The organism is Streptomyces sp. NPDC057616 (assembly GCF_042800575.1).
GTDB lineage: Bacteria > Actinomycetota > Actinomycetes > Streptomycetales > Streptomycetaceae > Streptomyces.
This window is the reverse complement of sequence record NZ_JBHVGU010000016.1, coordinates 80,256-105,644: the sequence shown is the minus strand read 5'-3', so window position 1 is coordinate 105,644 and position 25,389 is coordinate 80,256. Positions and strand designations below refer to the sequence as shown.

The 25,389-nt window shown below is 72.3% G+C and carries 22 protein-coding genes and 1 pseudogene; 14 read left to right on the top strand and 9 right to left on the bottom strand.

What is annotated here, in order from left to right:
- The first annotated feature begins 33 nt into the window (after window positions 1-33).
- From ACFU97_RS21425 to ACFU97_RS21415, 3 genes are all read left to right on the top strand, one after another.
- Complete coding sequence (locus tag ACFU97_RS21425) at window positions 34-279, top strand: hypothetical protein (protein ID WP_384258735.1); 246 nt, start codon at window positions 34-36, stop codon at window positions 277-279.
- Between the two features lie 32 nt (window positions 280-311).
- Window positions 312-1,139 carry a class I SAM-dependent methyltransferase gene (locus ACFU97_RS21420; protein WP_384258732.1) on the top strand — a complete coding sequence of 276 codons (828 nt, stop codon included), beginning with the start codon at window positions 312-314 and terminating at the stop codon, window positions 1,137-1,139.
- Window positions 1,140-1,282: 143 nt separating this feature from the next.
- A complete protein-coding gene (locus tag ACFU97_RS21415; RefSeq protein WP_384258730.1) occupies window positions 1,283-2,266 on the top strand; it encodes an Ig-like domain-containing protein in 984 nt (327 codons plus the stop codon).
- Window positions 2,267-2,333: 67 nt separating this feature from the next.
- Here the strand turns inward: ACFU97_RS21415 and ACFU97_RS21410 are convergent, their stop codons facing one another.
- Genes ACFU97_RS21410 through ACFU97_RS21385 form a run of 6 tightly spaced genes read right to left on the bottom strand, consistent with a single transcriptional unit; the run spans window position 2,334 to window position 7,864 of the window.
- Window positions 2,334-2,687: a VOC family protein gene (locus ACFU97_RS21410; RefSeq protein ID WP_384258728.1), complete on the bottom strand. Its 354-nt coding sequence runs from the start codon at window positions 2,685-2,687 to the stop codon at window positions 2,334-2,336.
- A 4-nt stretch (window positions 2,688-2,691) separates the two neighbouring features.
- The gene (locus tag ACFU97_RS21405) at window positions 2,692-3,552 is read right to left on the bottom strand and encodes an STM4011 family radical SAM protein (RefSeq protein ID WP_384258725.1); all 861 of its coding nucleotides are present in this window, start codon (window positions 3,550-3,552) and stop codon (window positions 2,692-2,694) included.
- 10 nt (window positions 3,553-3,562) lie between these two features.
- Window positions 3,563-4,909, bottom strand: coding sequence for an STM4012 family radical SAM protein (locus ACFU97_RS21400; RefSeq protein WP_384258723.1), 1,347 nt, complete (start codon window positions 4,907-4,909; stop codon window positions 3,563-3,565).
- Window positions 4,906-5,721: an STM4013/SEN3800 family hydrolase gene (locus ACFU97_RS21395; RefSeq protein ID WP_384258938.1), complete on the bottom strand. Its 816-nt coding sequence runs from the start codon at window positions 5,719-5,721 to the stop codon at window positions 4,906-4,908. The genes ACFU97_RS21400 and ACFU97_RS21395 overlap by 4 nt, the downstream gene beginning before the upstream one ends.
- Window positions 5,718-6,893: an STM4014 family protein gene (locus ACFU97_RS21390; RefSeq protein WP_384258721.1), complete on the bottom strand. Its 1,176-nt coding sequence runs from the start codon at window positions 6,891-6,893 to the stop codon at window positions 5,718-5,720. Before ACFU97_RS21390 ends, ACFU97_RS21395 begins: the two co-directional genes overlap by 4 nt.
- A gap of 11 nt (window positions 6,894-6,904) precedes the next feature.
- Window positions 6,905-7,864 (bottom strand): STM4015 family protein, encoded by a 960-nt coding sequence (locus ACFU97_RS21385; protein WP_384258719.1) that lies wholly within the window; start codon window positions 7,862-7,864, stop codon window positions 6,905-6,907.
- A gap of 169 nt (window positions 7,865-8,033) precedes the next feature.
- On the opposite strand from ACFU97_RS21385, the gene ACFU97_RS21380 reads away from it, so the two are divergent.
- The gene (locus tag ACFU97_RS21380) at window positions 8,034-8,360 is read left to right on the top strand and encodes a hypothetical protein (RefSeq protein ID WP_384258717.1); all 327 of its coding nucleotides are present in this window, start codon (window positions 8,034-8,036) and stop codon (window positions 8,358-8,360) included.
- Window positions 8,361-8,382: 22 nt separating this feature from the next.
- Entirely contained in the window at window positions 8,383-9,435 is a 1,053-nt protein-coding gene (locus ACFU97_RS21375) for a DUF6745 domain-containing protein (RefSeq protein ID WP_384258714.1), read from the top strand.
- Between the two features lie 26 nt (window positions 9,436-9,461).
- On the opposite strand, the gene ACFU97_RS21370 is transcribed toward ACFU97_RS21375, so the two are convergent.
- On the bottom strand, window positions 9,462-11,093 hold the full coding sequence (locus ACFU97_RS21370; RefSeq protein ID WP_384258712.1) for an MFS transporter: 1,632 nt from the start codon (window positions 11,091-11,093) through the stop codon (window positions 9,462-9,464).
- 101 nt (window positions 11,094-11,194) lie between these two features.
- On the opposite strand from ACFU97_RS21370, the gene ACFU97_RS21365 reads away from it, so the two are divergent.
- Complete coding sequence (locus tag ACFU97_RS21365; protein WP_384258709.1) at window positions 11,195-11,800, top strand: helix-turn-helix domain-containing protein; 606 nt, start codon at window positions 11,195-11,197, stop codon at window positions 11,798-11,800.
- Between the two features lie 413 nt (window positions 11,801-12,213).
- Window positions 12,214-12,462: a DUF5133 domain-containing protein gene (locus tag ACFU97_RS21360; protein WP_384258707.1), complete on the top strand. Its 249-nt coding sequence runs from the start codon at window positions 12,214-12,216 to the stop codon at window positions 12,460-12,462.
- A 111-nt stretch (window positions 12,463-12,573) separates the two neighbouring features.
- Here the strand turns inward: ACFU97_RS21360 and ACFU97_RS21355 are convergent, their stop codons facing one another.
- Window positions 12,574-13,899, bottom strand: a complete 1,326-nt coding sequence (locus tag ACFU97_RS21355) for a lipase family protein (RefSeq protein ID WP_384258706.1) — start codon at window positions 13,897-13,899, stop codon at window positions 12,574-12,576.
- A 478-nt stretch (window positions 13,900-14,377) separates the two neighbouring features.
- Here ACFU97_RS21355 and ACFU97_RS21350 point away from each other — a divergent pair, with 478 nt between their 5' ends.
- Entirely contained in the window at window positions 14,378-15,886 is a 1,509-nt protein-coding gene (locus tag ACFU97_RS21350; RefSeq protein WP_384258704.1) for an MFS transporter, read from the top strand.
- 55 nt (window positions 15,887-15,941) lie between these two features.
- A complete protein-coding gene (locus ACFU97_RS21345; RefSeq protein ID WP_384258702.1) occupies window positions 15,942-17,450 on the top strand; it encodes an MFS transporter in 1,509 nt (502 codons plus the stop codon).
- A gap of 30 nt (window positions 17,451-17,480) precedes the next feature.
- Here the strand turns inward: ACFU97_RS21345 and ACFU97_RS21340 are convergent, their stop codons facing one another.
- Complete coding sequence (locus ACFU97_RS21340) at window positions 17,481-18,449, bottom strand: GlxA family transcriptional regulator (RefSeq protein WP_384258700.1); 969 nt, start codon at window positions 18,447-18,449, stop codon at window positions 17,481-17,483.
- A 138-nt stretch (window positions 18,450-18,587) separates the two neighbouring features.
- Here ACFU97_RS21340 and ACFU97_RS21335 point away from each other — a divergent pair, with 138 nt between their 5' ends.
- The 5 genes and pseudogenes from ACFU97_RS21335 to ACFU97_RS21315 all read left to right on the top strand — a co-directional run.
- Window positions 18,588-19,226, top strand: coding sequence for an HD domain-containing protein (locus tag ACFU97_RS21335; protein ID WP_384258697.1), 639 nt, complete (start codon window positions 18,588-18,590; stop codon window positions 19,224-19,226).
- Window positions 19,227-19,291: 65 nt separating this feature from the next.
- A complete protein-coding gene (locus ACFU97_RS21330; RefSeq protein ID WP_384258695.1) occupies window positions 19,292-20,212 on the top strand; it encodes an NADP-dependent oxidoreductase in 921 nt (306 codons plus the stop codon).
- A 173-nt stretch (window positions 20,213-20,385) separates the two neighbouring features.
- Window positions 20,386-21,366, top strand: coding sequence for a hypothetical protein (locus tag ACFU97_RS21325; RefSeq protein ID WP_384258693.1), 981 nt, complete (start codon window positions 20,386-20,388; stop codon window positions 21,364-21,366).
- A gap of 103 nt (window positions 21,367-21,469) precedes the next feature.
- Entirely contained in the window at window positions 21,470-23,317 is a 1,848-nt protein-coding gene (locus tag ACFU97_RS21320) for an HSP90 family protein (protein ID WP_384258691.1), read from the top strand.
- A gap of 2 nt (window positions 23,318-23,319) precedes the next feature.
- Window positions 23,320-25,389 (top strand): annotated as a pseudogene (locus ACFU97_RS21315) (hypothetical protein); the annotation flags it as partial.

The window sequence follows — 25,389 nt, the reverse complement described above, 5'->3', positions numbered from 1 at the left end:
TGCATTCCGGTGCTTCTTGGAGGAGAGTTGACCATGGACCTCAAGCCCCTGGCCCGGACGGCGGCAGCCGTCGCCGTCGCCGTCACCGCTGTCGTGACCGCGGTCGGCCCGGCCTCCGCAGCCGCGTCCGGCCCGTCCGTCGTACGGCAGGCCACCCCGACTCCGGGCGGCCCCGCCCCAGTTGTCGGAACCATGGGCACCGGCCTCTTCGAATTCGGCGGCGCCACCATCGACTTCGTCGGCCGGCTCATCGGTACGGGCGGCAGCGGAAGCGCCTGAGCGGGTCCGGCCATGGAACCCAGGGGACTGTCATGACCGCGGCCCCGCGCGGGAGCGCGCCGGGCGGCGGCCGCTACGGCGAATCCGTCTTCCGCCCCGGGCAGGCGGGCGAGGGCGAACGCATCGACTACGGCGCCCTCGCCTACGACGACACCACCTGGGCGCGCTTGCGGGCGCTGGGCGTCGGGCCGGGCTGGAACTGTCTCGAGGTCGGGGCCGGCACCGGCACCATCGCGCGCCGGCTGCTGGACGAAGCCGGCGCCGCGAGCGTGCTCGCCGTGGACCGGGACGTCCGTTTCCTCAGCGAGCGGCGTACACCCCGGCTCGACGTGCTGGAGGCCGACGTCACCGCCCCGCACTTCGTCCGGGGGACGTTCCGGCTGGTCCACGCCCGCTTCGTGCTGATGCACCTGGCCGAGCGTGAGCGACTGGTCTCCGCACTGGCCGAACTCGTCGCGCCGGGCGGGGTGCTGGTGATCGGCGACGCGGTCGACCTGACGAGCGACCGTGCGCCCGCCACGCCGTACACCGCGGCGATGCGGGCGATGTGGCAGGGGTTGCGCGACACGATCGGAACCGACGCCACCTCGGCACTGTCGTACCCCCAACTGCTGCGCGGAGCGGGGCTGGCGGCCGTCGGCGCCGAGATCCATGTGCCGCCCCTGCTGCCGGGCAGCCCCATCAGCCGCTTCTGGGCGGACACCTGGGAGCGCAGCCGGGCGGCGATGGTGGCCACCGGCCTCGTCGACGACGCCGCCGTCGACCAGGCGGTCCGCTATCTGGATGCCGACGACTGCGCCGCGCTGTCGGCCGGCATGCTCACCGCGTGGGGGTGGAAACCCGAGGAGGCGCAGGCGTGACCGATCACCCCTCCCGCCGAGGCGCTGTCTGATATTTGACGCATGCTTTACGCGCTTCGGGAAACTGCCATCCCTGTTGGTGCACTCTGACGGTAAGCAGGGTTCATCCGAGCTGGAGAGCAAGCAAGAGAGTGGGGCAAGGCGTGCGAGGGCGCAAGGGCGGCATAGGGGTCGCACTGGTCACGGTCGCGGTGCTGGTGGGTACGAGTGCCTGCGGTGGCGGCAGTGACAAGGCGAGCGGGGACGACGGAAAGCCGACGGGGAAGCCGAGCGCGAGCGCCTCGCCGTCTCCGACGAAGCCCAAGGGCCCGCCGATGCTGCTGGACACGATCACCCCGCAGACGGGCACCACCGTCGGCGTGGCCATGCCGATATCGGTCATCTTCACCAACCCGGTCGCGGCCAAGGCCCGCGCCAACGTCGAGAAGCACATGAAGGTCAGCGCCTCGCAGCCGGTGGCCGGCGCCTGGCACTGGTTCGGTGACCGGCGGGCCGACTGGCGCCCGAAGACGTACTGGCCCACCGGTACGACGGTGAAGATCGACGCCGACATGAAGGACGTCAGCAACGGCAACGGCCGCTACGGCGTACACGCCTACACGCACACCTTCAAGGTCGGCGACGACGTCCGCGCGGACGTCTCGGTGACCGGCCACACCATGAAGGTGACCCGCAACGGCCAGGCCGTGCGCACCCTTTCGATCAACGCCGGCAGTGCCGAGTACCCGACGTGGAACGGCACCATGGCCGTCATCGACAAGCAGAAGAAGGTCCACATGACCTCCTGCAGCGTCGGCATCAGCTGCGACAAGGGCAGCCCGAACTACTACGACCTGACGCTTCCCTGGGACGTCCACCTCACCCAGTCCGGCACGTACGTGCACTACTCGACCGGTGACCCGAACCCGGGCAGCGGCAGCGCCCGCGGCTCGCACGGCTGCGTCCACCTGTCCATGTCGGACGCCAAGTGGTTCTACGGCCAGGTCAAGCAGGGCGACCCCATCACGATCACCGGCTCGCCCCGGGCCAAGGCCCCGGCCGACAACGGCTACGCGTCGTTCAACCTGAGCTGGGACCAGTGGCTCACGGGCAGCGCGTCCGGGGAGTCGACGACCGCCACGCTCTGACGTACCGCAGGTGTGAGGAGGGGGGGCGCAGCGCACACTGCGGCCCCCCTCCTCATCCTGTGTGTGATCAGGCGGGTTGCCACAGCTCGATCCGGTGGCCTTCCGGATCGGTGACCCAGCCGAAGCGCCCGACGCCGTCCATCTCCTGCGTCTCCGCCGCCACGTCCGCCCCCTTGGCCCGCAGCTGCGCGAGCATCGCGTCCAGGTCGCGGACGCGGAAGTTGAGCATGGTCTGCTGGGTGGGGGAGCCGAAGTAGTCGGTCTCGGACTCGAAGGCGGCGAACACCGTCGGCCCGGCCTCCTGGTGCCACAGGCCGTTGTCGTCGGCGTCCAGGCCGAGGCAGTCGCGGTACCACGCGCTCAGCGCCGCGGGGTCGGCAGCCCGCAGGAAGTATCCGCCGATTCCAAGCACACGTTCCATGCCGTCATCCTGCCAGGATCGTGACGGGCCGGGCCGGAATGCGCTCCAGGACACCGCCCGCGAAGACGTCGTACAGCGGCAGGGTCTCCAGGTGGACGTAGCCGATGTGGCAGTCGCAGACCGCGAGCGGGCACGGGCGCGGGCGCAGGGCGGCGCGGTACGAGCCGTCGTAGAGGTTGCCGAGTTCGGCGCGGACGAAGTGGCAGCGGCGGACCGTGCCGTCGCCGTCGACCGAGATCACGGACTCGCCGGTGCGGCACGGCAGGCCGGCGCTCGCGTGCGGGTGGCGGCTGTACGGGAAGAGGGGGTCGAGGGCGCTCCACTCGCCGGCCTCGGCGTCCTGGTAGGTGTGCCCTTCGGCGGCGTTGATCCACAGGTAGACGTGTTCGGGCAGGTCGGCGCGGAGCCGCCGGGCCGCCGCCAGGTGTTCGGGCAGGCCCACCACGCCGACGCTGAAGCGGATGCCGCGCTCGGCGAGTTCGCGGCACTTGCCGAGGAAGCGGTCGTAGGGGGTCTGGCCCGGGTGGTACGTGCACCACAGGGCGAGGGTGCCGGGGTCGGCCTCGGCGAGCCAGTCGGTGCGGCAGCTGAGGTTGGTCTGGATGGCGACCCGGCGGATGTGCGGCAGGTGCGACAGCTCCGCGAGGGTGCGCCGGTACCAGGAGCGGACCAGGCCCTCGCCCCACGGCGTGAAGAGCAGTGAGAGCCGGTCCTCGCTGTTCGCGGCCCACCGGGCGAAGCGCTCCAAGGCGGCGCGGTCGTCGCGGAGTTGGGCGGTCGAGTCGCGCCGCTTGGCGAACGGGCAGTAGGGGCAGTCGTAGTCGCAGGAGGCGAGCGGACCGCGGTACAGGACGGTCAGATCCATGGCGGGCCGGTCACTTCCTCTCGTAGGCGGCCATGGCGGCCCGGACGGCGGGGGAGAACAGCTCGGGGCCGATGGCGTCGGAGTGGGCGAGTCCCTCCGGGGTGAGCCGCAGGTGCGCAGAGCCGGAGCCGGCGTCGGCCAGCCAGCCGCGGTCGGCGAGGCGCAGGAGTTCCGTGCCGAAGTCGTCGAAGGGACCGGCGCCGAAGCGGGCACGGTAGTCGTCGGCCGGCAGCCCCTCGGCCTGGAGGAGCGACTGGAGCAGATGGCGGCGGCGCGCCTCGTGCGTGTCCATGCGGTAGCCGACCTCGGCGTGCGCGAAGTCGGCGGCGGCGACGTAGTCGTCGATGATCCCGCGGATCTCGTGCATGCCCACCGCGTAGTCGAAGGAGTAGTGCACTTGGGCCGTGTACGAGCGGGCGCCGCAGCCCAGGCCGATCATGCCGTCCGTCTGGCAGGCGTAGTCGTCGGCATCCTGGCGCGGGGCGTCGGTCCGGCGGAACATCCGCATCGACTGCTGGATGTAGCCCCGCGCGAGAAGGTGGTCGCGGCCCGCCCGGTACAGGCGCAGCCGCTGGGCGTCCCAGGCCGGGTCGGGGCCGCCCGGATCGGTGCGGTGGCGGTCGAGGCCGGTCAGCGGCCGGACGTAGAGCGGGTAGAGGTAGAGCTCCTCGGGCCGCCAGGCGAGGGCGGCGTCGAGGGAGCGGAGCCAGGTCTGCTCGGTCTGGCCGTCGATGCCGTAGATCAGGTCGATGTTGAGGACCGGGACGGCCGCGTCCCGGATCCGGGCGAGCGCGGCCTCGACGTCGGCGCGGCGCTGCGGGCGTACGGCGGCCCTGGCCTCGCTGTCGACGAAGCTCTGGACGCCGAGGCTGAGCCGGGTGGTGCCGCGCTCGGCCAGCACCGCGAGGCGGTCTGCGGTGGCCGTGGCGGGCGAGGCCTCGACGGAGAGCGGGATCGCGCGGAGGTCGGCGCCCATGCGGAGCTCGGCGATGTCGCAGAGGCGCTCCAGCTCGGATGCGGTGAGGAAGGTGGGGGTGCCCCCGCCGAACGCGGCGGTGGCGAACCGCACTTGGGCCGTCTGCCCGAGCGCCTCGCGCACGGCGTTGGCCTGCCGCTCCAGGGCGTCGAGGTAGGCGCCGGTCAGGCCCTCGGGGGCGCCGATGCGGGTGAAGAGGTTGCAGAAGCCGCAGCGGACCTCGCAGAACGGTATGTGCAGATAGAGGGAGAGGGCGCTCTTGTCCTCCGCCGCCCACAGGGACCGCAGCGCGGGCCGGTCGGGCAGCCGGCGGTAGGCCGTCTTGTGCGGGTAGGCGTACACGTAGTGCTGGTACGGGCTGGTGAGCTGTGCGGTGGTCATCGGACGGCCTCGGCGGGGTCGAGGAAGAAGTGGGCGTACGGCACGGTCCACACGGACTCGTGGCCGAGGCGGTGGCCGGTGTAGCCGTCGTCGCCGTAGGCGGTGCCGTGGTCGGAGCAGACGATCGCGAAGCAGCGGCGCCGGGAGCTCATCGCGGAGAAGAGGCGGCCGATGTGCCGGTCGACGTACTCCAGGGCGGCGGCGTGCGTCTCGCGGGTGTCACCGGCCTCGCGGGTCGCGCCGGGCAGGTGGAACCAGTTGGGCTGGTGCAGGGCGGAGACGTTCACGAAGAGGAACAGCCGCTGCTGCGCGGGGAGGTCGGCCACCACCTGCTCGGCGCGGGCGACCTGGTTCTCGAAGGAGTGCGGCGAGGTGACGCCGAACTCCCGCTCCCAGTGCGACTCCTGGAAGAGGCCGGGCAGCACGGTGCCGAGCGGGCCCTGCTGGTTGAAGAAGCCGACGCCGCCGATGCAGACGGTGCGGTAGCCGGCCTCGGCGAGTCCGGAGACGAACTCCGGGGTGTCGTAGACGAAGGTGCCGTCCGCGGTGGTCTCGCTGCCGGCGAAGCTCGCCGCGAACAGCCGCGGGTGCGGGCCGGGTTCGGCCGGGGTGGGCAGGAAGCCCGCGAAGATCGCGTGGTGCGACGCGTAGGTGAAGCTGCCCGGCGCGTGGCGCTTCTCCCAGCGGCCGCCGGGGAGGTGGCGGGCGAGATGCGGGATGCGCCCGGCGGCCGCCAGCTCGACGGCCACGTCGTGGCGCAGCGTGTCGAGGGTGACCAGAAGGATGTCGTGGTGGCCCACGACCTCGTTCATGTCGGGTTCAGGCATGGGGTGTTCCTGTTCTGTACGGGTGGAGCGGGCCGGGCGGCCCGGCGCAGGGCGGCCGCCACCTGCGCGGCGTACGTGTCCTTGCCCTCCGCACCGCTGCCGGGCAGGCCGGTCAGACGGGGCAGCAGGTCGCCGAAGGCGTTGACCTCGCCGACGAAGGCCCTGCGCCAGCCGACGGCCGGCAGCAGGTCCACGCCGACGCACAGGGTGCGCGGGAAGCAGGACGCGGCGCGCTCGCACACCTCCAGCACGTCCCCCCAGCGGGCGCCCGCCGCGGCGACGGCCTCACGGGCGGAGTCGAGGTCGCCGCGGCTGCCCCCGAGATGCAGGTTGGTCAGCGGCGTGCGGCTGCTGCGGACCACGGCGTGCGTGGCCCGGCCGGCCACCACGACCACGCGCAGATCGGCGGCCCTGCCCTGCTGGGAGGCCTTGGGTACCCAGCGTTCGAGGTGCAGGCCGTCAGGCGCGAGCGCGTCGACGATGACGGCGATGTCCCGCTCGCTGTCGTAGCGGCGCACCCGGAGGGAGTTGTGCAGGCTCCCGTCCGCGGCGAGCTCGACGGATGTGGTGGCCCTGATCCGGCCGCCGCCGCCCGACTCGACGGCCAGGACTCCCGACGCCGACGATCCGTGGGCCGGCTTGACGAACAGCCGCGGCATACGGTGCTCGCGCATCAGCGTCCGTACGTCGTCCCAGCCGCGCACCGGCGCGCCGCCGGGCCCCGAGGTGGGCGAGGCGGGCACCGGGACGCCCGCCGCGTCGAGCACGGCGTGGCAGGCACGCTTGTCGAAGAGCACGGCGAGATCGCCGGGGTCGTCGAGGCGGATGCCGCCGCGCAGCGTGCGCAGCGCGGCGGTGAACCGGGCGTACCAGCGGGCCGAGCCCTCGACCCGAGTGGGTTCGCAGGCGCCCCGCAGGAGCCGGTCGACCTCGGGATTCTCACCGGGGGAGTCGATCCGCACGATCTCGTCCGGCGCGAAGTCGGCTCCGCTCCCGCGCAGGACGTCGGTCCAGGCGACGACGCGCGGGCCGGGCAGGCCGGCCGCGCGCACCGCGTCCGCGAAGAGGGACACCCGGCGGTTCTCCGGGTTGCCGACCACGGCGAACCGCGGCCCGCCGGGAGCGGCCGGTCGCGCCAGAGGGGAGGTGTTCGCCACGCGGGAGGTGTTCACTCGCCCACGGCGACGTAGCGCCATACCGTGCCGTCGTCCTCCGTGTCCTCCTCCGCGTCGTCGCGGTCGAGGTCGACCTCCACGCCCGCGGGCTCCAGGGTCTGCCGCACGCGCTCCTCGACCGGCTTGCTGAGGTAGTGGTGGTGCAGGTCGAGCTTCTTGAGATGGGTCAGGGGCTGACCGCTCAGGAGCGCGCCGGCGCCCTCGTCGGTCAGTACGCCCAAGGACAGGTCGAGCACCTCAAGGCGCTCCACGACCGGGGCGGCGGCGACGGCCGCGGCGACCGCGTCCTGCATCTCGCTGTTGCGCAGGGCCAGATGACGCAGCCGCGGCAGCCGCGCACCCGACAGGATCGGCTCCAGGTCGGCGGCCTCGCTGTCGCCGCCGTAGTCGGGCGTGCCGAGCCACAGGTCGAGGTGCTCCAGGGCGGGCAGGTCGCTTGCGCCGATGCCGCGCACCACCTCGACCGGCAGGCCACCGGTCTCCACGACGAGCGTGCGCAGCGCGCCGTGGCTCAGCGCGGTGAAGCCCAGCCCCGACCCACCGCGCACACCGAACTCCTCCAGGGCGGGGAAACCGGCGAGGAGCGGGGAGACGTCGGTCTGGTTGATCCAGGAGATCTCGCATTCCTCCATCACCATGTCGCCCAGGAACAGCGCGCGCAGGGCGGGGAAACGCTCCCGGGCGGCGAGCAGGGCCTCGATGACGGAGGAGGGGTCGGTGTCGTACGCCTCCTCCCACGCCCCGACGATCAGCGCCCGTACCCGGGTGGTGTCGACGGCGGCGCAGAAACGGGCGAACGCCTCCGGCCACTCCTCGTTGGCGTCGTACACGTCGCTGGTGATCCGCCAGGCGACGGCGTCCGCCTCGGGCAGCCGGTCGGCCGGCGCGCCCGGTCCCGGAAACGCGTGTGCGGGCAGCCGGTACAGCGAGTGGAGGTGGTCACCGATGGTCATGCGGCTGCTCCTGGGAGAAAGGGTGTGCGGTCCGTGATGTCCGCAGTTCTACCAACAGCCACTGACAACAGCCCGCGCCGGGGCGGGATTCGGGGCGTTGTCAGTGGTGGCCCCTACGGTCGTGGTCATGAGGCCGGTGCGGGGTGCACCCGGCGGTGAGGGGACAGGCATGTACCGACAGGGAGACGTGCTGATCGTGCCGGTCGCGGAGGGGGTGGTGCCTGCCCATGTGGCGCACGCCCCGAGGGAGCGGCGCGACGGGCGCGGCCGGCTGGTGCTGGCGCTGGGCGAGGTGACGGGGCACGCTCACGCGGTCGTCGGGCCGGGGGAGTTGGTGCGGGAGACGGGACCGTTCGGACCCTTCCTGCTGCACCTTCCGCAGGGCGGCCGGGTCGTGCACGAGGAGCACGCGGCGATCGCGCTGCCCAAGGGGTGGTTCCGGGTGATCCGGCAGCGTGAGTACGTGCCCGGATCCGTGCGGATCGTGGCGGACTGAACTGCGAAGGGCGGAGGGGCACATGAGCGTGACGGACATCGAGGCGGCCGCGGTGGAGAGCGGGTCCCCGGGCGAGCTGGGACGGTGGCGCGCGTGGGCGTCCGCGACGGGCCCCGCCGATCGCACGGCGGCCGAGGAGGGGGTCCGGCGGGCCTACCGGCTGGCGGGACTCGCGGAGCCGGAGCGTGTGGTCTGGGTGGGGTCGCCGCAGGCGGCCGTCAGCCTGATCCGCGAACTGCCGGACCGCGGCCCGAGCGTGCGGGACGCGGTCCGCAGCGCGCCATGGGCGGGTGAACGGCGCAGACTGCACGGCGAGTTGGGGGCCGCGGGCTGGTCCGCGCACTGGGCGGCGACCGGGGGAAGGCTGTGGGAGTCCACCCAGGCCCTCGTGGACCGGATTCGCACCGGCGTCATCGAGGAGCTGGTCGGCCGGGACACGGGCAAGGAGGCCGCAGAGGTCCGCCTGCTCCTTCTGGACGCCGTGCTCGGCCAGCACGACGCGCCGTGGCTCGCCGCGTTCGCGGCCGACGAGGGTGCGCTCGGGGCACTGACCCAGGTGTGCCGCAGCGCCGGCTGGTGGTGGCCCTACGCCCGCGTCGCGGTGCTGTCGGAGCGGCCCGTGGAACTGCACCGCGACGAGGCCGGACGTCTGGACCACGGCGACGGCCCGGCGCTCGCCTACCCCGACGGCTTCGCCCTGCACGCCTGGCGCGGCATGCCCGTGCCGGCGGCCTTCCTCGCCGAACTGCGCACGCTCACACCGGAGCGGATCCGCTCCGAGGAGAACGCCGAACTGCGGCGCGTGATGCTGGAGTACTACGGCTACGACCGCTACCTCACCGACTCGGGCGCCCGTCCGGTGCATCAGGACGAGACGGGCACCCTGTGGCGCATCGACCTGGTCGACGACGAGCCGGTGGTGATGGTGGAGGTGCTCAACTCCACCCCGGAACCGGACGGCACCCACCGCACGTACTGGCTGCGGGTCCCGCCGTCGACCCGGACGGCGAGGGCGGGCGTGGCCTGGACGTTCGGGCTGTCGGCGGAGGTGTATGCGCCGGAGCGGGAGACGTGAGGCGGGTGGCCTCCTGGGCGCCGGCGTCACCGAGGTGACGGTGCCTCAGCGGCTACGGCGTCCCCTGCGGCTGCGGCGCCATGGAGGCGACCGGTGTCCTCCGGCCCCCGGAAGGCGACGTAGAGGAACAGCGCGGCCATGACCGCCACGCCCGCCCACATGGCCTGCTGCCAGCCCTCGACGAAGGACTGCTGTGCGGCGTGCACGAGTCGGCGTGCGTGGGAGCCCGCTCCGGGGGCCGCCTCGACGGCGTTGGAGACGCCCTCGCGGGCGGTGTCGGCCGTGTGCCGGGGGATGCCGTCGAGCCTCTCGTCGATGGCGCCGCGGTATCCGGCGGACAGCAGTGAGCCGAGGAGTGCGACGCCGAGGGCGGTGCCGAACTCGCGGGTGACGTCGTTCAGGGCGGAGGCGACACCCTGGCGTTCCCGCGGCAGGGAGCCGGTGATGGCCTCGGTGGACGGCGTCATGGACAGGCCCATGCCGACGCCCATCGCGAGCATGCCGGGCAGGATCGACAGGTATCCGCCGTCGACCGAGACGACGAGGGCCATCAGGGCCAGACCGGCTCCCGCCAGGGCGATGCCCACGGCCATGGTGGCGCGGGCGTGGATGCGCGCGGCCAGTTTGGGGGCCAGCCCGGAGGACGCCATCATCGCCACCGCCATGGGCATCAGCGCGAGCGTGGACAGCAGCCCCGACCAGCCCAGGACGGCCTGGAAGAAGGGGAAGAGGACCACGAAGATCCCGGCCTGCACACCGAAGACGACCAGCAGCGTGATCGATCCGCCGGCCGGCCCCCGCTCACGGAACAGGCGCACGTCCAGCAGCGCGGCGTCCCGGCGGCGCAGTTCCCAGGCCACGAAACAGACGGCGGCGACGATGCCGATGGCGAGGCTGACGAGGGTGATGGGGGCGCCCCAGCCATGCTCGGGGCCCTCCTGGAGGACGAGGATGAGGCCGACGACGGCGAGGACGGAGGCCAGCGCACCGACGAAGTCGAAGGAACGGCCGGAGTGCTCACGGGAGTTGGGCACCGAGCGCAGGGTCATGGCGAGCGCCACGACCACCAGTACGACGGGCAGGACGAAGAGGTGGCGCCAGCCGGCGACGTCCACGAGCGCGGCCGAGAGGAACATGCCCAGGATGCCGCCGCCTCCGGCGACTCCGGTCCAGACGCCGATCGCCTTGCCGCGCTCCTCCGCGGGGAAGGTGGACGTGATCACGGCGAGCGTGATGGGCATGATCATCGCCGCGCCGACACCACTGAGCAGACGCGCGCCGAGCATGACGCCGGCCGACGGGGCGACTCCGGCCACCGTGCCGGCGACGCCGAAGACGATCAGGCCGGTGATCAGCATGGGCTTGCGGCCGAGACGGTCGCCGACGGCACCGAGCGGCAGCAGCAGCGCGGCGAGGGTGAGCGTGTAGATGTTGATGATCCACAGGATCGTGTTCTGCGAGGCGCCGAACTCGACGGCGAGGTCGGGCTGGGCGACGTTCAGCCCGGACACCGAGGCGACGACCGCCATCAGCGCGACGCAGACCGCGATCAGGATGGTGCGCAGCTGACGCGCGTCAGGCACCCCGGTGCCGTGGGCGGCACCGTCGGCCGCCGCGGGTGCGGCGGCGGATGCGGGGGCGGGCTGGTTCGTACTCATGGATTCCTCTCACCTGGACGCGGCCTGTCGCGCGAGGCACGGCCTGGGCCTGTGCCGCCGAAGCTAGCCCGGTGTTGCCGATGAGGCATACAATCTTGCGTATGACGCAAAACGATGGCGATCTGGACGGCCTCGTACGCAAACGGATCCGTGCTCTGCGGGTGGCGCAGGGCTGGTCCCTGGAGGAGCTGGCCGGCCGCGCCAAGATCAGCCAGTCGACGCTGTCCCGTATCGAGAACGGGCAGCGGCGCCTCGCACTGGACCAGCTGGTCACCCTGGCCCGCGCCCTGGACACGTCGCTCGACCAGCTGGTGGAGACCGCGTCCGACGACGTCGTCAGCAGCCCCGTGATCGACGCCGCGCACGGGCTGATGCGCTGGACCGTCAAGGCCGACCCAGGGATGAGCGTCGTGCGTCAGCGCATGACCGAACCACCCCCGGACAATCCCGCGCGCATGCGCGCACACCCTGGCCGCGAGTGGCTCGTCGTCCTGTCCGGCACCGCGATCCTGATGCTGGGCAACCGGCGCTACCGCGTCGAGACCCATCAGGCCGCCGAGTTCCCGACGATGCTGCCGCACGCGATCGGCGCCGAAGGCGGGCCCTGCGAGATCCTGGGCATCTTCGACCGCGACGCGCGCCGCGGCCACCAGCGCGAAGGCCGGCGCTCCGGGGGCGGGGGCGACGCGGACGCGGCCCGTATGTGACCGCTCGCCGGCGGCGGGAATGCCCGGCAGGGTGGGTGCGTTACAACCGGCGTGGGAGTGGAGGGGACAGTGTCCCCGGGCCTCACCTATTGCATGCAGGGAAGATCGTTCGGCTGAAGCCCTGCATTGCCTTTCGCCGCGTAGGCGACCGCCCTTCACTCCCGCAACGCGCAGACGTGGCCCCGAGTGCTTCGATCGCCTCGGGGCCGCGGTATGCGTGTGGCGCCTGCCGTTGCGCCAAGTGGCGGATGTTTGGCCTGTGAAGGTATGTATCCCGCACGGCGGGGCAGTTGGGGGTGTACCCGACGCCGCTCGGCGTCGCCCAGTGACGATGACGCCACTGATGAACTCTGGATTCTCGCGGTGGCGTCTGCCCACGCGCGAGCTGTGCTGTGCTGGAGAGGGGAATCGCCATGATGGTGCCGGCGGAGAAGGAACTGCGTGCGGTGCTGGCCCAGTTCGCCCAGGCGCGGATCGAGCACGACGTGTGTCCTACCGGCCGTAGCAGCCGCGTCCTGGAGGACGTGACCTACACGCTGTGCGTCATGACGGCCTCCCGCACCGTGGAGCAGGCCCTGAGCACGGCGGATCTGCTCATGGAGCAGTACCGCGCCGACCGTGAGGCGGTGGCGGCGCAGGCGGGCGAGGCCCTGGCCGCGTAACCGCCGTAGGAGTCGTAGGCAGTCGTAGGAGCCAAGGGGCCGGACCAGCCCCGTGGTCGTCGACTGCTGCCGCGGGGGGGGGTGAGGGTGCCCGTCGGCCCGCCGCTGCGGTCAGGACAGGACAGGCAGGGCGGAGCAGTTCGACCTGGCGGGCTTGGACTCGAAGCGGTCGGCCAGCCAGGAGATGGCGTCGCCCTGGTCGGTGAGCAGCGGTGCGAAGTGGTTGATCAGGGCGCTGCCCAGGCTCGGCAGCGCGACGGGCTTGTACGTGACGTCGGCGCCCTTGGCGCACCAGTCGACGGCGAGCCGCCGGGCCTGCGCGTGCGGCACGAGGTTGTCGCTGGTGCCGGTCGCCAGCCGTACCGGCGACGCGGGCTTCATGGTGCCGATGCGCTGCTCGCCCAGGAAGTCCGTCAGGGCGGGCTCGGACTGGATGATGTCGCTGATGGTCCGGCCGTCGGTGGTCCAACTCGTGCTGTGCGAGCCGCCGTAGGAGAACAGCGCGTCGCCCACGCACATGGTCGACAGGTCCTTGAGCGCTGCCTTGCCCGCCGCGTTGAGGTGGGCGTCGGCGATCGGCTTCAGGGCGGGGTCGGACTCCAGGAACCCGTTGACCGACCAGCCGAGCGCCCCGGCCAGCTCGCTGCCGTCGATCGCCTTGGTGACCTCCACCAGGTCGGCCGGCGGAGCGCCCGAGTAGGTCCCGGCGAGGGTGACGTCGGGAGCGTAGGTGGGCTGGAGTTCGGCGGCGGACGCGGTGGCGCCGCCGCCCTGGCTGTATCCGAACAGGCCCACGCGGGAGGCGGGCGTGATCGACGTGCCGTCGAGCGAACGCGCGGCGCGGACGGCGTCGAGCACCGCGTGGCCCTCGTCCACGCGGTTGACGTAGGTGTGCAGCCGGTCCGTCGTGCCCAGGCCGGAGTAGTCGGTGACGACGACGGCGATGCCCCTGGCCAGGAGCCGGTAGATCGCCAGGTCCTCGTAACCGATCGACACCGTCCGGCCGTTGACGGTCAGGGGGTGTTCCAGGTTGAGGGAGGCGGCGCACTGGTCGCCCTGGCCCATGGTGCCGGGCGCCAGGGCGACGAGCGGCCGGTCGCCCGGACCGTGCCAGGCGGCGGTGGGCTCGATGTAGGCGCCGGTGACCGCCATCGGCTCGCCGTTGGAGTCGGTGGACTTGTACATCAGGCGGGTGGCGGCGCCGGGCAGCGGACCGTTGACGCCCGGCAGGCTCAGCGCCAGGGGGAGCGGTTCGCTGCGCACCAGCGCGCCGTCGGCGGCGGGCAGCGTGGCGGGTGGGGTGTAGAAGTCCGGGATCGTGACACCTCGGGAGACCACTGCGTCGGACTGCGGCGCCGCGCTCGCGGGGAGCGCCGTGCCGCCGAGGCATGCGGCGGTCGTGACGGCGACGGCCAGTATGCGGGCGGATGCGGGCATGACGGACCTCCGGGGTCGGGGAGGCCGAGCCATCGTCCTGCGGCTCGGTCGGAGGACGGCCTGGTGGGGCCAGGCCGGTGGGGAGAGGCCGATGGCGCGGTGCTACGGTCGTCCCACCGTGCCCGCACCCCGTGCCGCTCTTAGACGAAGTGTCAGGACGGTACCTGCGGGGGTGTTACCCGGGGTAGCGCCCGGAAGGTTACGGTTCAGTAATATGACGGGGTGTGAGCGGACCGCCGCTCCGCGCTCAAGGTCAAGCAGTTCGAAGGCGTGGAAGGCGTGGAAGGCGTGCGTCGTGCGGCCGGTCGGCCCGGTGCCCGCCCCGCCGATCCCCGGATCATGAAAGGCGTCCCGCCCGCTCCTCCTGGGTACTCGGTGCGACGCCGCGGCCGTCCCTGACCACTCACCCGGTTTGCGGGAGCCATCGGTGAGCAGACGATCTTGCGGCAATCCCTGCCCGGCCGAAAGGAGCGCGCTCATGACCGACAGCGAGTCCGGTCTCCTCACCGCCGAGGCGGACCCGGTGGCGGTCAGGCGTCACCGTGTCCTGTTCAGAGCGGTCCGGCGGCGCAAGAACCCGCCGCTGCGGCGCACCGACATCACCGTCACCGACGAGGCTGCCGTCAGAAGAGCGGTGAAGGCGGCCTCGCTCGGCAACGCCATGGAGTGGTTCGACTTCGGGATCTACAGCTATCTCGCGGTCACCATCGGACATGTCTTCTTCCCGTCCGGGAACGACACCGTCCAGCTGCTGTCGTCGTTCGCGACCTTCGCGGTGGCGTTCTTCGTCCGGCCCCTCGGCGGCGTGGTCTTCGGCCCCATGGGTGACAAGATCGGCCGCAAGCAGGTCCTCGCGCTGACCATGATCCTGATGGCGGTGGGCACCTTCGCGATCGGGCTGCTCCCCTCGTACGCCACCATCGGCTTCTGGTCACCGGTCCTGCTGATCTTCTTCCGGCTGGTCCAGGGCTTCTCCACCGGCGGCGAGTACGGCGGCGCCTCCACCTTCATCGCCGAGTACGCGCCCGACCTGCGCCGTGGGTTCTACGGCAGCTTCCTCGAACTGGGAACGCTCGCCGGATACGTCGGCGCGGCCGGACTGGTGACGATCCTGACCTCGGCGCTGGACAGCGGCGCCATGGAGCAGTGGGGCTGGCGCGTGCCGTTCCTGGTGGCCGGGCCCATCGGGCTCATCGGTCTGTATCTGCGGCTGCGGCTGGACGAGACGCCCGCCTTCCGGAAGCTGGAGGACGGCTCCCTCAACCGGGCGTCCGACGCCGCGTCCACGGTCGAGACCAGCAGCACCGGGGACGTGGCGAAGATCTTCCGCGACTACTGGCCGACGCTGATCCTGTGCGTCTGCCTCGTCGGCGCCTACAACATCGCCGACTACATGCTGCTGTCGTACATGCCGACGTATCTCTCGGACGAGATGGGCTACTCCGACACCCACGGTCTGCTCGTCCTGATCGGCACCATGGTGGTGCTGATGCTGATCGTCAACCGCGTGGGCCGGTGGAGCGACCGGTTCGGCCGGAAGCCCCTGCTGATGACCGGGATGGTCGGCTTCCTCGTGCTGTCCGTTCCGGCCTTCCTGCTGGTCAGGCAGGGCAGTCTGGTGGCGGTGACGGCCGCGATGCTGATGCTGGGGCTGTCGCTGGTGTGCCTGCTCGGCACCATGTCCGCGACGCTGCCGGCGCTCTTCCCGACCCAGGTCCGCTACGGCTCCCTGTCCATCGGCTACAACGTCGCGGTCTCCGTGTTCGGCGGCACCACGCCCTTCGTGATCACCGCGCTGATCTCCGCGACCGGCAACGATCTCATGCCCGCCTTCTACGTCATGGCCGCCTCCGTCGTCGGTGTGGTCGCCGTGGCCTGCATGCGGGAGACGGCCCGCCGGCCGCTGGCCGGCTCGCCGCCGTCCGTCGCGACACCCGAGGAGGCCGCCCGGATGGTCGAGAGCCAGGCACCGGCGCCGAAGTTCTGACGAACGCACGCGGCAAGCCGTACCACGGCAAGCCGGACAAAGGGCTGAATTCCTGATGGAATCAGGTCCGGGGGCAGGCGAAGGAGGAACGGTGCCGACACAGGCGGAGGATGGAACCGACCCCCGGCGGTGGAAGGCGCTGTGGGTCACGCTGGTGGCCGGCTTCATGAGCCTGCTGGACGTGACGATCGTGTCGGTCGCGCTGCCGTCCATGCAGCGCGACCTGCACGCCTCGGCACCCGCCATCCAATGGGTGGTGACCGGCTACGCCCTCAGCTTCGCGCTGGTCCTGGTGACCGCGGGCCGAGTCGGTGACGCGATCGGCAGGCGCCGTATCTTCCTGATGGCCCTCGCGGGCTTCGTCCTGTGCAGCGCGGCGGCGGGCGCGGCGCCCAACATCACGCTCCTGGTGGTCGCCCGCCTCGCCCAGGGCGTCGCCGCCGGATGCCTGGCCCCGCAGAACTCCGCCCTCATCCAGCAGATGTTCCGCGGTGCCGAACGCGGGCGCGCCTTCGGCCTGTTCGGCGCGGTCGTGGGCATCTCCAGCGCGGTGGGCCCGGTCGTGGGCGGCCTCATCCTGGCCCTCGCCGACGGCCCGCAGGGCTGGCGCTGGATCTTCTACGTCAACGTGCCCGTCGGCGCCGTCGCCCTGCTGCTGGGCCTGAGGCTGCTGCCCAGGACGACTCCGGGCCGCCGGGAGCGCCTCGACCTGGGCGGCGTCGCCCTCCTCGGGTGCGGAGTGCTGGCCATGATGCTGCCGCTGGTGATGGCCGAGTCCGGCGGCGTACGGCACCTGTGGTGGCTCTTCCCGGTGAGTGCGGCCTTCCTGTACGGCTTCGTCCGCTGGGAGCGCCGCGTCGCGGCGCGCGAGGGCCAACCCCTGCTGGACCCGCGCCTGGTGACGACCACCCGCGGCTACGCCGTCGGTGCCTCGCTCGGCACGCTGTACTTCGTCGGCTTCAGCGGGGTGTGGCTGGTGTTCGCGCTGTTCTTCCAGAACGGCCTGGGCTACTCGCCGCTGCGCTCGGGGCTCGCGGTGACGCCGTTCGCCATCGGATCCGCCTGCGCGGCGGCCGTCTCGGGACGGCTCGTGGACAGGCTGGGCCGGCTGCTGACCGTGTGCGGCCTGGTCGGCGTGACGCTCGGCCTGGGCGGCACCGCGCTGATCCTGCTGCTGGCACCCGCCCATGTGGCCACCTGGCTCACTGTGCCCGTCCTGTTCGTCGGCGGCCTGGGCAGCGGCTGCGTCATCTCCCCGAACATCACCATGACCCTGCGGGACGTACCGGTGCGCATGGCGGGCGCGGCGGGCGGCGCCCTGCAGACCGGGCAGCGCCTGGGCGGATCGGTCGGCACCGCCGCCCTGCCGGGCATCTTCTACGTCGTGCTGGGCTCGGGCGGCCACTACCACGCCGCCGTCGCGACCGCCGTCGGCGTGGGCATCGGACCCATCGTGGGCTCGCTCGCCCTCGCGGTCCACGACTGGCGGCGCCACCGCCGCGGCGACGGTGATCCGTGCCCGCCGGAGGTCTCGCACAGCCATCTGCACTCGCGCCAGGGATGAGCAGCACCTGCTCCGGGTGGGCGTCGGCAGCTAACCGGCACCGCGGGCGGTGCTGAAGCGGCGCTGGTACGCCGCCGGGCTGAGGGACAATTCCCGTACGAAGACGCGCCGCAGACTCTCGTAGCTCGGGAACCCGGCCAGCGCCGCCGTCCGGGTGGCGGTGTGCCCCTGGTCCAGCAGGGCCTTCGCGATGTCGAACCGGATCGACTCGACGTAGCGGGCCGGAGTGGTGGACAGCTCCTCCCGGAACAGCCGCGTGAGATGGCGCGAACTCAGGTGGAGGTGCCCGGCGAGCGCGGCGGGGGAATGGTCGCCCGCGGGATCGGCCGTCACCAGGTCGACGACCGTGCGCAGCACCGGAGACCGGGGCGGTGGGCCCTGCAGGGGCGCCGAGAACTGCGACTGGCCGCCCGCACGTTGCAGGTAGACCACCAGGGCGCGGGCGACCTCCCGGCTCAGGTCGGGGCCGTGGTCCTCCTCGACGAGCGCCAGCGCCAGGTCGATGCCGGCGGTGACGCCCGCCGAGGTGTACGTGCTGCCGTCGCGTACGTGGAGGGCGTCGGGTTCCACCTGGATCTTCGGGTGCCGCTCCGCGAGTTCGCCCGCGATCTTCCAGTGCGTCGTCGCGCGCTTGCCGTCCAGGAGACCGGCCGCGCCGAGGACGAACGCCCCGGAGCAGACGGACGCGACGCGCCCGGATCGGGCCGCCAGCCCTCGCGTGGCCTCGACCAGGTCCCGTGTGACGGGGGTCCTGGGATAGACGGCACCGCCGGGCAGCAGGAACGTGTCCGGGTCCGGTTCGGAGGCGGGGCTGCCGTCGACGGCGATCCGCACGCCGATCGACGAGGCGACGTCCTCCCCGGTGGCCGACAGCAGGGCGACCCGGTAGTCGGCGCCGAGCTGGTTCGCCTCCCCGAACACGTCCGCGGGTCCGGCGACGTCCAGCAGTTTCACCCCGTCGTAGACGAGGATCGCGATCCGATGCGGCGCAGCGCTCACAGGCCGTCCCTCAGGTGTCCGGATTCGAGTGGTTCATGGCCGTGCCCGGGTGGCGGGGAACGCCGCGCGGTCGGCACTGTGGAGAACAGGCGCGCCCCACCGTTTACTCCGCACCGGCAGTTCGAAAGCGTGAACCCCATGACGGACATCGTCGCAGCAGTGGAAATACCCGAGACCGCAGCGGTCGCGGAGTCCACCCGCCTTCTTCAGGAAATGACCGGGCCGCTCATCTTCCACCATTCCCGGCGGGTGTTCCTCTTCGGCTCTCTTCATGCGCGCCGGCTCGGTCTCGAGCCCGATCCGGAGCTGCTCTACCTGTCCGCGATGTTCCACGACACCGGGCTTTCGACGCCGTTCTCCGACACGGTGCAGCGCTTCGAGCTGGACGGGGCCGACCACGCGCGCAAGTTCCTGCTGGACCGCGGGTTCTCGAAGAGTGCGGCCGACGTCGTCTGGACCGCCGTCGCGCTGCACACGACGCCGGGGATTCCCGGCCGGATGGGGCCGGAGACGGCCGCCACGAACTACGGCGTCCTCACCGACGCGATCGGCTGGGGACTGGACGGGCTGGACGGCGGCCAGGTGGACGAGATCGTCGCCGCCCATCCACGCGGGGAATTCAAGAAGGAATTCCTGCAGGAGTTCGTCAAAGGACTCAGCAACCGCCCGGACACCACCTACGGAACCGTCAACGCGGACGTGCTGGAACACTTCGTTCCCGGTTTCCGGCGCACCAGCATGGTCGAGCGCATCAACGACGCGCCCTGGCCGAATTGACGCCCGACGCGTCCCTCCTGGCCTGATCGAAGACCACACCGAGGAAGACTCACCGAGGAAGCATCATGCGAGCCATCACCGCACCGGACCGTGAAGCCGGCATCACCGGACTGACCCTGGCCGACCTGCCGTATCCGCATGCCGCCGAGAACGACGTCGTCGTGCGGGTGCACGCCGCGGGATTCACCCGAGGAGAGCTCGACTGGCCCGCCACCTGGACCGACCGGGCCGGCCGCGACCGCACGCCGAGCGTGCCCGGGCACGAGGTCTCGGGTGTCGTGGCGGAACTCGGATTCGGCACCACCGGCCTCACGGTCGGCCAGCGGGTCTTCGGACCGACCGACTGGGCCCGTAACGGCTCGCTGGCCGAGTACGTCGCCGTGGAGGCCCGTAACCTCGCCCCGCTCCCCGCGGACCTCGACCACACGGTGGCCGCCGCCCTGCCGATCTCCGGGCTGACCGCGTGGCAGGGCCTGTTCGACCACGCAGGGATCATGAGCGGCCAGACGATCCTGATCCACGGGGCCGCGGGCAGCGTCGGATCGCTCGCGGTCCAGCTGGCCGTGGAGGCGGGCGCCCGCGTGATCGGCACCGGACGGGCCGCCGACCGGGAGACCGTGCTGACCCTGGGGACGCACGCGTTCCTGGACCTGGAGACCGGCCGGCTGGACGAGGCCGGCGAGGTCGACGTGGTGTTCGACGTGATCGGCGGCGACATCCTCGACCGGTCGGCCGGTCTCGTACGCGCCGGCGGCACCCTCGTCACGATCGCCCAGCCGCCCACCGTCCGGCCCAAGGACGGACGCGCGGTGTTCTTCGTGGTGGAACCCGACCGCGCCCGCCTCGCCGACCTGGCGCAGCGGGTCAGGGACGGACGGCTCAAGGTACGCGTCGGAGCGGTCCACCCGTTGTCCGAGGCGGCCGCCGCCTTCACCCCCGGGCGGCGCGTGCCCGGCAGGACGATCATCCGGGTCGCCGAGGACTGACGAGGAGGAGGCCGGGCATCGCCCGGACATGAGCCCCTGCGCCGCGCCGGCGGCGCAGGGGCCACGGCTCGCGACGAACGCGCGAAGTCCCCGTGAAAACCCTGTGGAAGCGCTGTCGGTGGGACCGCTTATGCTGCCGTCCGACGATCAAGCAGGACCAGGGGAGGGGTGGCATGTTCGGCAAGCTGTTCGGCAGGGGCGGGCAGAGACCGGAGGCGGATGCGCACGCCTTGGCGCCGGCCAGGAGGAACGGGGTGTACCGGCTGCGCGCCCTCGGGGACGCGCGGGTGCTGGCGCTGGTGGAGGCGGCGGAGGCGGGGGACTGGGAGGCGGTCAAGGCGGCCGCGGCACCCTTCGACCTCGGCCGCGACCATCAGGTCCTCGGTGAACTGGCCGACGTGGACGGCATGCAGGACTGGATCGGCCGGGCCGTCGAGGAGGACAAGGAGCACCGGGCGACGGCCCTGCTGATATCCGGGGCGCGCCACATCATCTGGGGCTGGGAGGCGCGCACCTCCGACCGCGCCGTGAACGTCACGCAGGAGCAGTGGCGAGTCTTCCACGAGCGGCTCCACATCGCCGAGGAACAGCTGCTGGAGGCAGCGGAGTTGCGGCCGGAATGGGTGTCCCCCTGGCGCCGTCTGCTCACCTCCGGCCGCGGCATGTCGCTGGGGCCCGCCGTCAACGAGACCCGGCTCGACGCGGCCCTGCGCCGCGCACCGCAGGACCTCGAGGTCCACGTCGAGTGGGTGTCCCACCTCCAGCCCCGGTGGAGCGGGGAGCCGGGCCAGGCCCTGGCGTTCGCGCGCAAGGCGTTCGCCGGCGCGCCCGAGGGCCACCGTCTGGGCTGTGTCGTCGCCATGGCCCACATCGAGGACTGGGTGGAGTCGGAGAGCAAGAGCTGCCTCATCACTCCCGAGATCCAGGACGAGCTGCTGGAGGCGGCCGAGCACAGCATCCTCCACCCCGCCTACGAGCGGCGCCCGGGCTGGCAGGAGGACTTCAACATCTTCGCCATGGCCCTGTCGCTGGCCTCCGAGCGCATCGCGCTGCCGCGCGTCTTCGAGGAGCTCCGAGGGGCCTACACCTCGTGGCCGTGGAAGTACATGGCGCAGCCGGAAAAGATGTACGCCCGCGCCCGGCGCAACGCCTGAGCCTGCCGGCACCTCGCATCTTTGCGTTCTTTCCGCAGCCAGCTCACCCGTTCCAAGGCACATCCCACCCGTCCTCCTCGAACACCCCACCCCGGACTGCCCGATGACTCTGCCCGACACCCCGATGAGCCCGGCCGGCACCGACCGCACCTTCCAGGTGGATCTGCGCGGCCTCGTCGACCTCCTCTCCCACCACCTCTACTCCAGCCCCCGCGTCTATCTGCGCGAACTCCTGCAGAACGCGGTGGACGCGCTGACCGCGCGGCACGGGCTCGAACCGGCCGCCCCCGCCGGTGCGTTCGGCATCCGCCTGCACGCCGACGGTTCGGTGGTCCGCGTCGAGGACGACGGCGTCGGACTCACCGAGGCCGACGTGCACACCTTCCTCGCCACGATCGGCCGCAGCAGCAAGCGCGCCGACCGCATCGCCGAGCAACGCGCCGACTTCATCGGCCAGTTCGGCATCGGCCTGCTCTCCTGCTTCCTCGTCGCCGACGAGATCCATGTCCTCAGCCGCTCCGCCCGCACCCCCGACGCACCCGTCGTGGAGTGGCGCGGGCGCGGCGACGGCAGCTACACCGTCCGCACCCTGCCCCCCTCCGCGCACCCCAGGCCCGGCACCACCGTCACACTGACGCCGCGCGCCGACGCCGGCGAGTGGACCCGGCCGGCCCAAGTTCACGCACTGGCACGGCACTTCGGCTCCCTGCTGCGTCACCCGGTGACCTTCGACGACGGCACGGGCGGCACGGGCGCACGCGTCAACCCCGAGCCCGCGCCATGGGCGCGCGACCACCCGACACCGGGAGCCCGTGCACGGGCGCTGGCCGCGTACGCCGAGGACGTCTTCGGGTTCACCCCGCTGGACACCATCGAACTGGACCTTCCCGCCGTGGGGTTGAAGGGCATCGCGTGCGTGCTGCCCGAGGCCGTGCCGGCCGGACGCCGCCACGGCCACCGCGTGCACGTCAAGGGCATGCTGCTGTCCGAGCAGGCCGAGGAGATCCTGCCCGAGTGGGCCTTCTTCGTCCGCTGCGTCGTCGACGCCGAGAGCCTGCGCCCGACCGCGTCCCGCGAGTCCCTCTACGAGGACGACACCCTCGCCGCCGTACGCGACGCGCTCGCGGAACGGCTGCGCGCATGGATCGCCCGCACCGCCGCCAGCGACCCCGACCTGCTCAACCGCTTCCTCCAGGCCCACCACCTGGCCGTGAAGTCGCTCGCGGTGCACGACGACGAGATCCTGCGGATGCTGCTGCCCTGGCTGCCGTTCGAGACCACCGCCGGGCACGCCACGCTGGACGAGTTCGCGCGCACCCACCGCACCGTGCTCGTGACCTCCAGCGTCGAGGAGTTCCGGCAGGTCGCGGCGATCGCCTCGGCCGCCGGACTCGGTGTCGTCAACGGCGGCTACACCTACGACCGCGAACTGGTCCACCGGCTGCCGGAGATCAGGCCCGAGGTCAGCGTCGCCGACCTCGACCCGGCCACACTCACGGCCCATCTCGACCCTGTCGACCGGGAGACGGAACTGGCCGCCGCGGCCTACCTCGCCCAGGCCCGCGACGCCCTCGCCGTCTTCGACTGCGACGTCGCGCTGCGCACCTTCCAGCCCGCCTCCGCCCCCGCCCTGCTCCTCGACAGCCGCGAGGCCCGGCACGAGCGCACCCGGTCCCAGCTCGCCCGCGAGCAGCAGGGCGGCCTGTGGGGCGACATCCTCGGCCATCTGCGCCAGGAGGCCCCGCGCGCCCAGCTGATCCTCAACCAGCTCAACCCGCTGGTCCGCACCGCCGTCGGCATCGACGAGCCCGAACTGGCCCGCACCAGCGCCGAAGCCCTCTACGGGCAGGCCGCGATGCTGTCCCGGCGCCCGCTCAGGCCCGCCGAGTCGAGCCTCATCAACCGCTCCTTCCTCGACCTTCTCGCCCACGCCCTCCGCAAGGACAGCTGACGATGCCGACCGCACCCCAGACCACCGACGAGCTGTACCAGGCGCTCCAGGAGAACGACCAGCGCCCCTACGGCCGCACCCGCACCGTCACCGCCGAGGAACTCGTCGAGGCCGCCGAGCAGTTCGCCGAGACCGTGCCGCTCGTCCACGCGCTCCTGGAACTGCAGGAGGCGTACACCTACGGCTCCGAACCCCGTAAGTCGCCCGTCGTCTTCGCGCGTCTGCTCACCCTCTTCGCCGAGCAGCCCGACGTCTTCGACGAGCGGCTGCGCCACATGGTGTTCTGGCGGTTCAAGTGGGTGGCGAACGCCCTGCGTTCGCTGCCCGAGATGCCGCTGTCCAGCCTGCGCCAGTGGCTGACGGAGATGCGCGACCGGTACGAGAAGGCCGGCCTGGGCCTGCAGCCCTACTACGGACAGGCCTACCAACTCGCCACGCACGTCGGCGAGGACACCGATCTCGCCTTCGAACTGTGGGCGGGGCGCACCCGCACCCGGCTCAGCGACTGCGAGGCCTGCGAGATCTGCGAGCGGGCGCTGTACCACCTCGCGGGAGGCGACGACGAACGGGCGCTGCGCACCTGGGAGCCCGTCCTGGCCGGCAAGGAGTCCTGCCAGGAGGAGCCCGCCCGTACGGTCTCGTACGCGCTGCTGCCCCTGCTGCGCACCTGCCGCACGGACGAGGCGCGGCGGCTGCACCTCGCCGGGTACCGCGGCTGCCGCCGCAACCCCTCGATGTCCGGGGAGGTCGGCCGGCACCTGGAGTTCTGCGCGCTGACCGGCAACGAGGCGCGCGGCCTGGAACTGCTCGCCGAGAACCGCAACCTGTTCGACGAGGTCGACTCGCCGCTGGACCTGCTCGGCTTTCTCACCGGGGTGGAGGTGCTCCTCCAGCGCGTCGAACTCCTCGGCCACGGTGACCTGCCGGCCGCCGGATACCCGGGCCGCACCTGGACGGTGGCCGCGTTGCGCGCAGAGGTGCGCGACCGCGCCGACGCACTCGCCGCGCGCTTCGACGCCCGCAACGGCACCTCCACCCACGGCGACCGCCGCAAGGCCCGCCTCGATTGCGCTCCGCTGCTCGACGCGCTGGAGCTGACCCTCCGGCCCCGCACCCTCGACGACGTGGCTCCGACCGCCGCGCCCGCGACGGCTCCTGCTCCCGACGCCGTCCCCGAGTCGCTGCCCGAACTCATCCTCAGGGCACGGAAGTTGAGCGAGCAGGGACATCCGGACGCCCGGGCCTGCTGGACGCGTCTCGGCACGCTGGCCGCCGCTCCCGACTACGTACACCCGGACGACCCGGCCGTCGGCCCCCTCGCGCGGCTGCGCGCGGACCTGGCGTCCGAGGAGGCGCACAAGGCGGGGGAGAGGGACGCGTTCGACGTGGCCGTGACCCTGCACGAGGAGGCAGCGGGGCTGTACGAGGACGCGGGGGAGCCGGGCCACGCGGCATTGGCCCGAGCCTCGGCCCTGCTCGCCAAGGCGGAGCTTCCCGTGCCGGATACCGACGTGACCGAGGCGACGGATTCGAGCGAGCCGACCGAGGCGAGCGGCACACCCAAGACGACGGGTGCGGCCGAGGCGGGCGGGACGACCGACGGGACCGGGGCGAGCGAGACGTCCGGTGCGACCGGGGCGACGCGTGCGGCCAAGGCGACGGGTGTGGCCGAGGCGAGCGTGGTGCCCGGGGCGACCGGCGCGATGGATGCGCCCGAGACGACCGGCGCGAGCGACGCGACCGAGGGGAGCGTGGTGTCAGGGGTGACCGGCGCGACGGACGCGACTGACGCGAGCGAGTCGACCGAGTCGACCGGCGTGATGGATGCGAGCGAGTCGACCGGCGCGAGCGACGCGACCGAGGCGAGAGAGTCGACGGGCACGCCCAAGACGACGGGTGCGGCCGAGGCGGGCGGGACGAGCCGGCCGACCGGCGCGACGGATGCCACCGAAACCACCGGCGCGACCGGCGTGAGCGAGACGACCCGCGCGACCGAGAACGCCGATCCCGCCGCCGCCAAGATCGCCGCGCTCACCGCCGCCCACGCCTCGATGGTCCGACTCCAGGAGGAG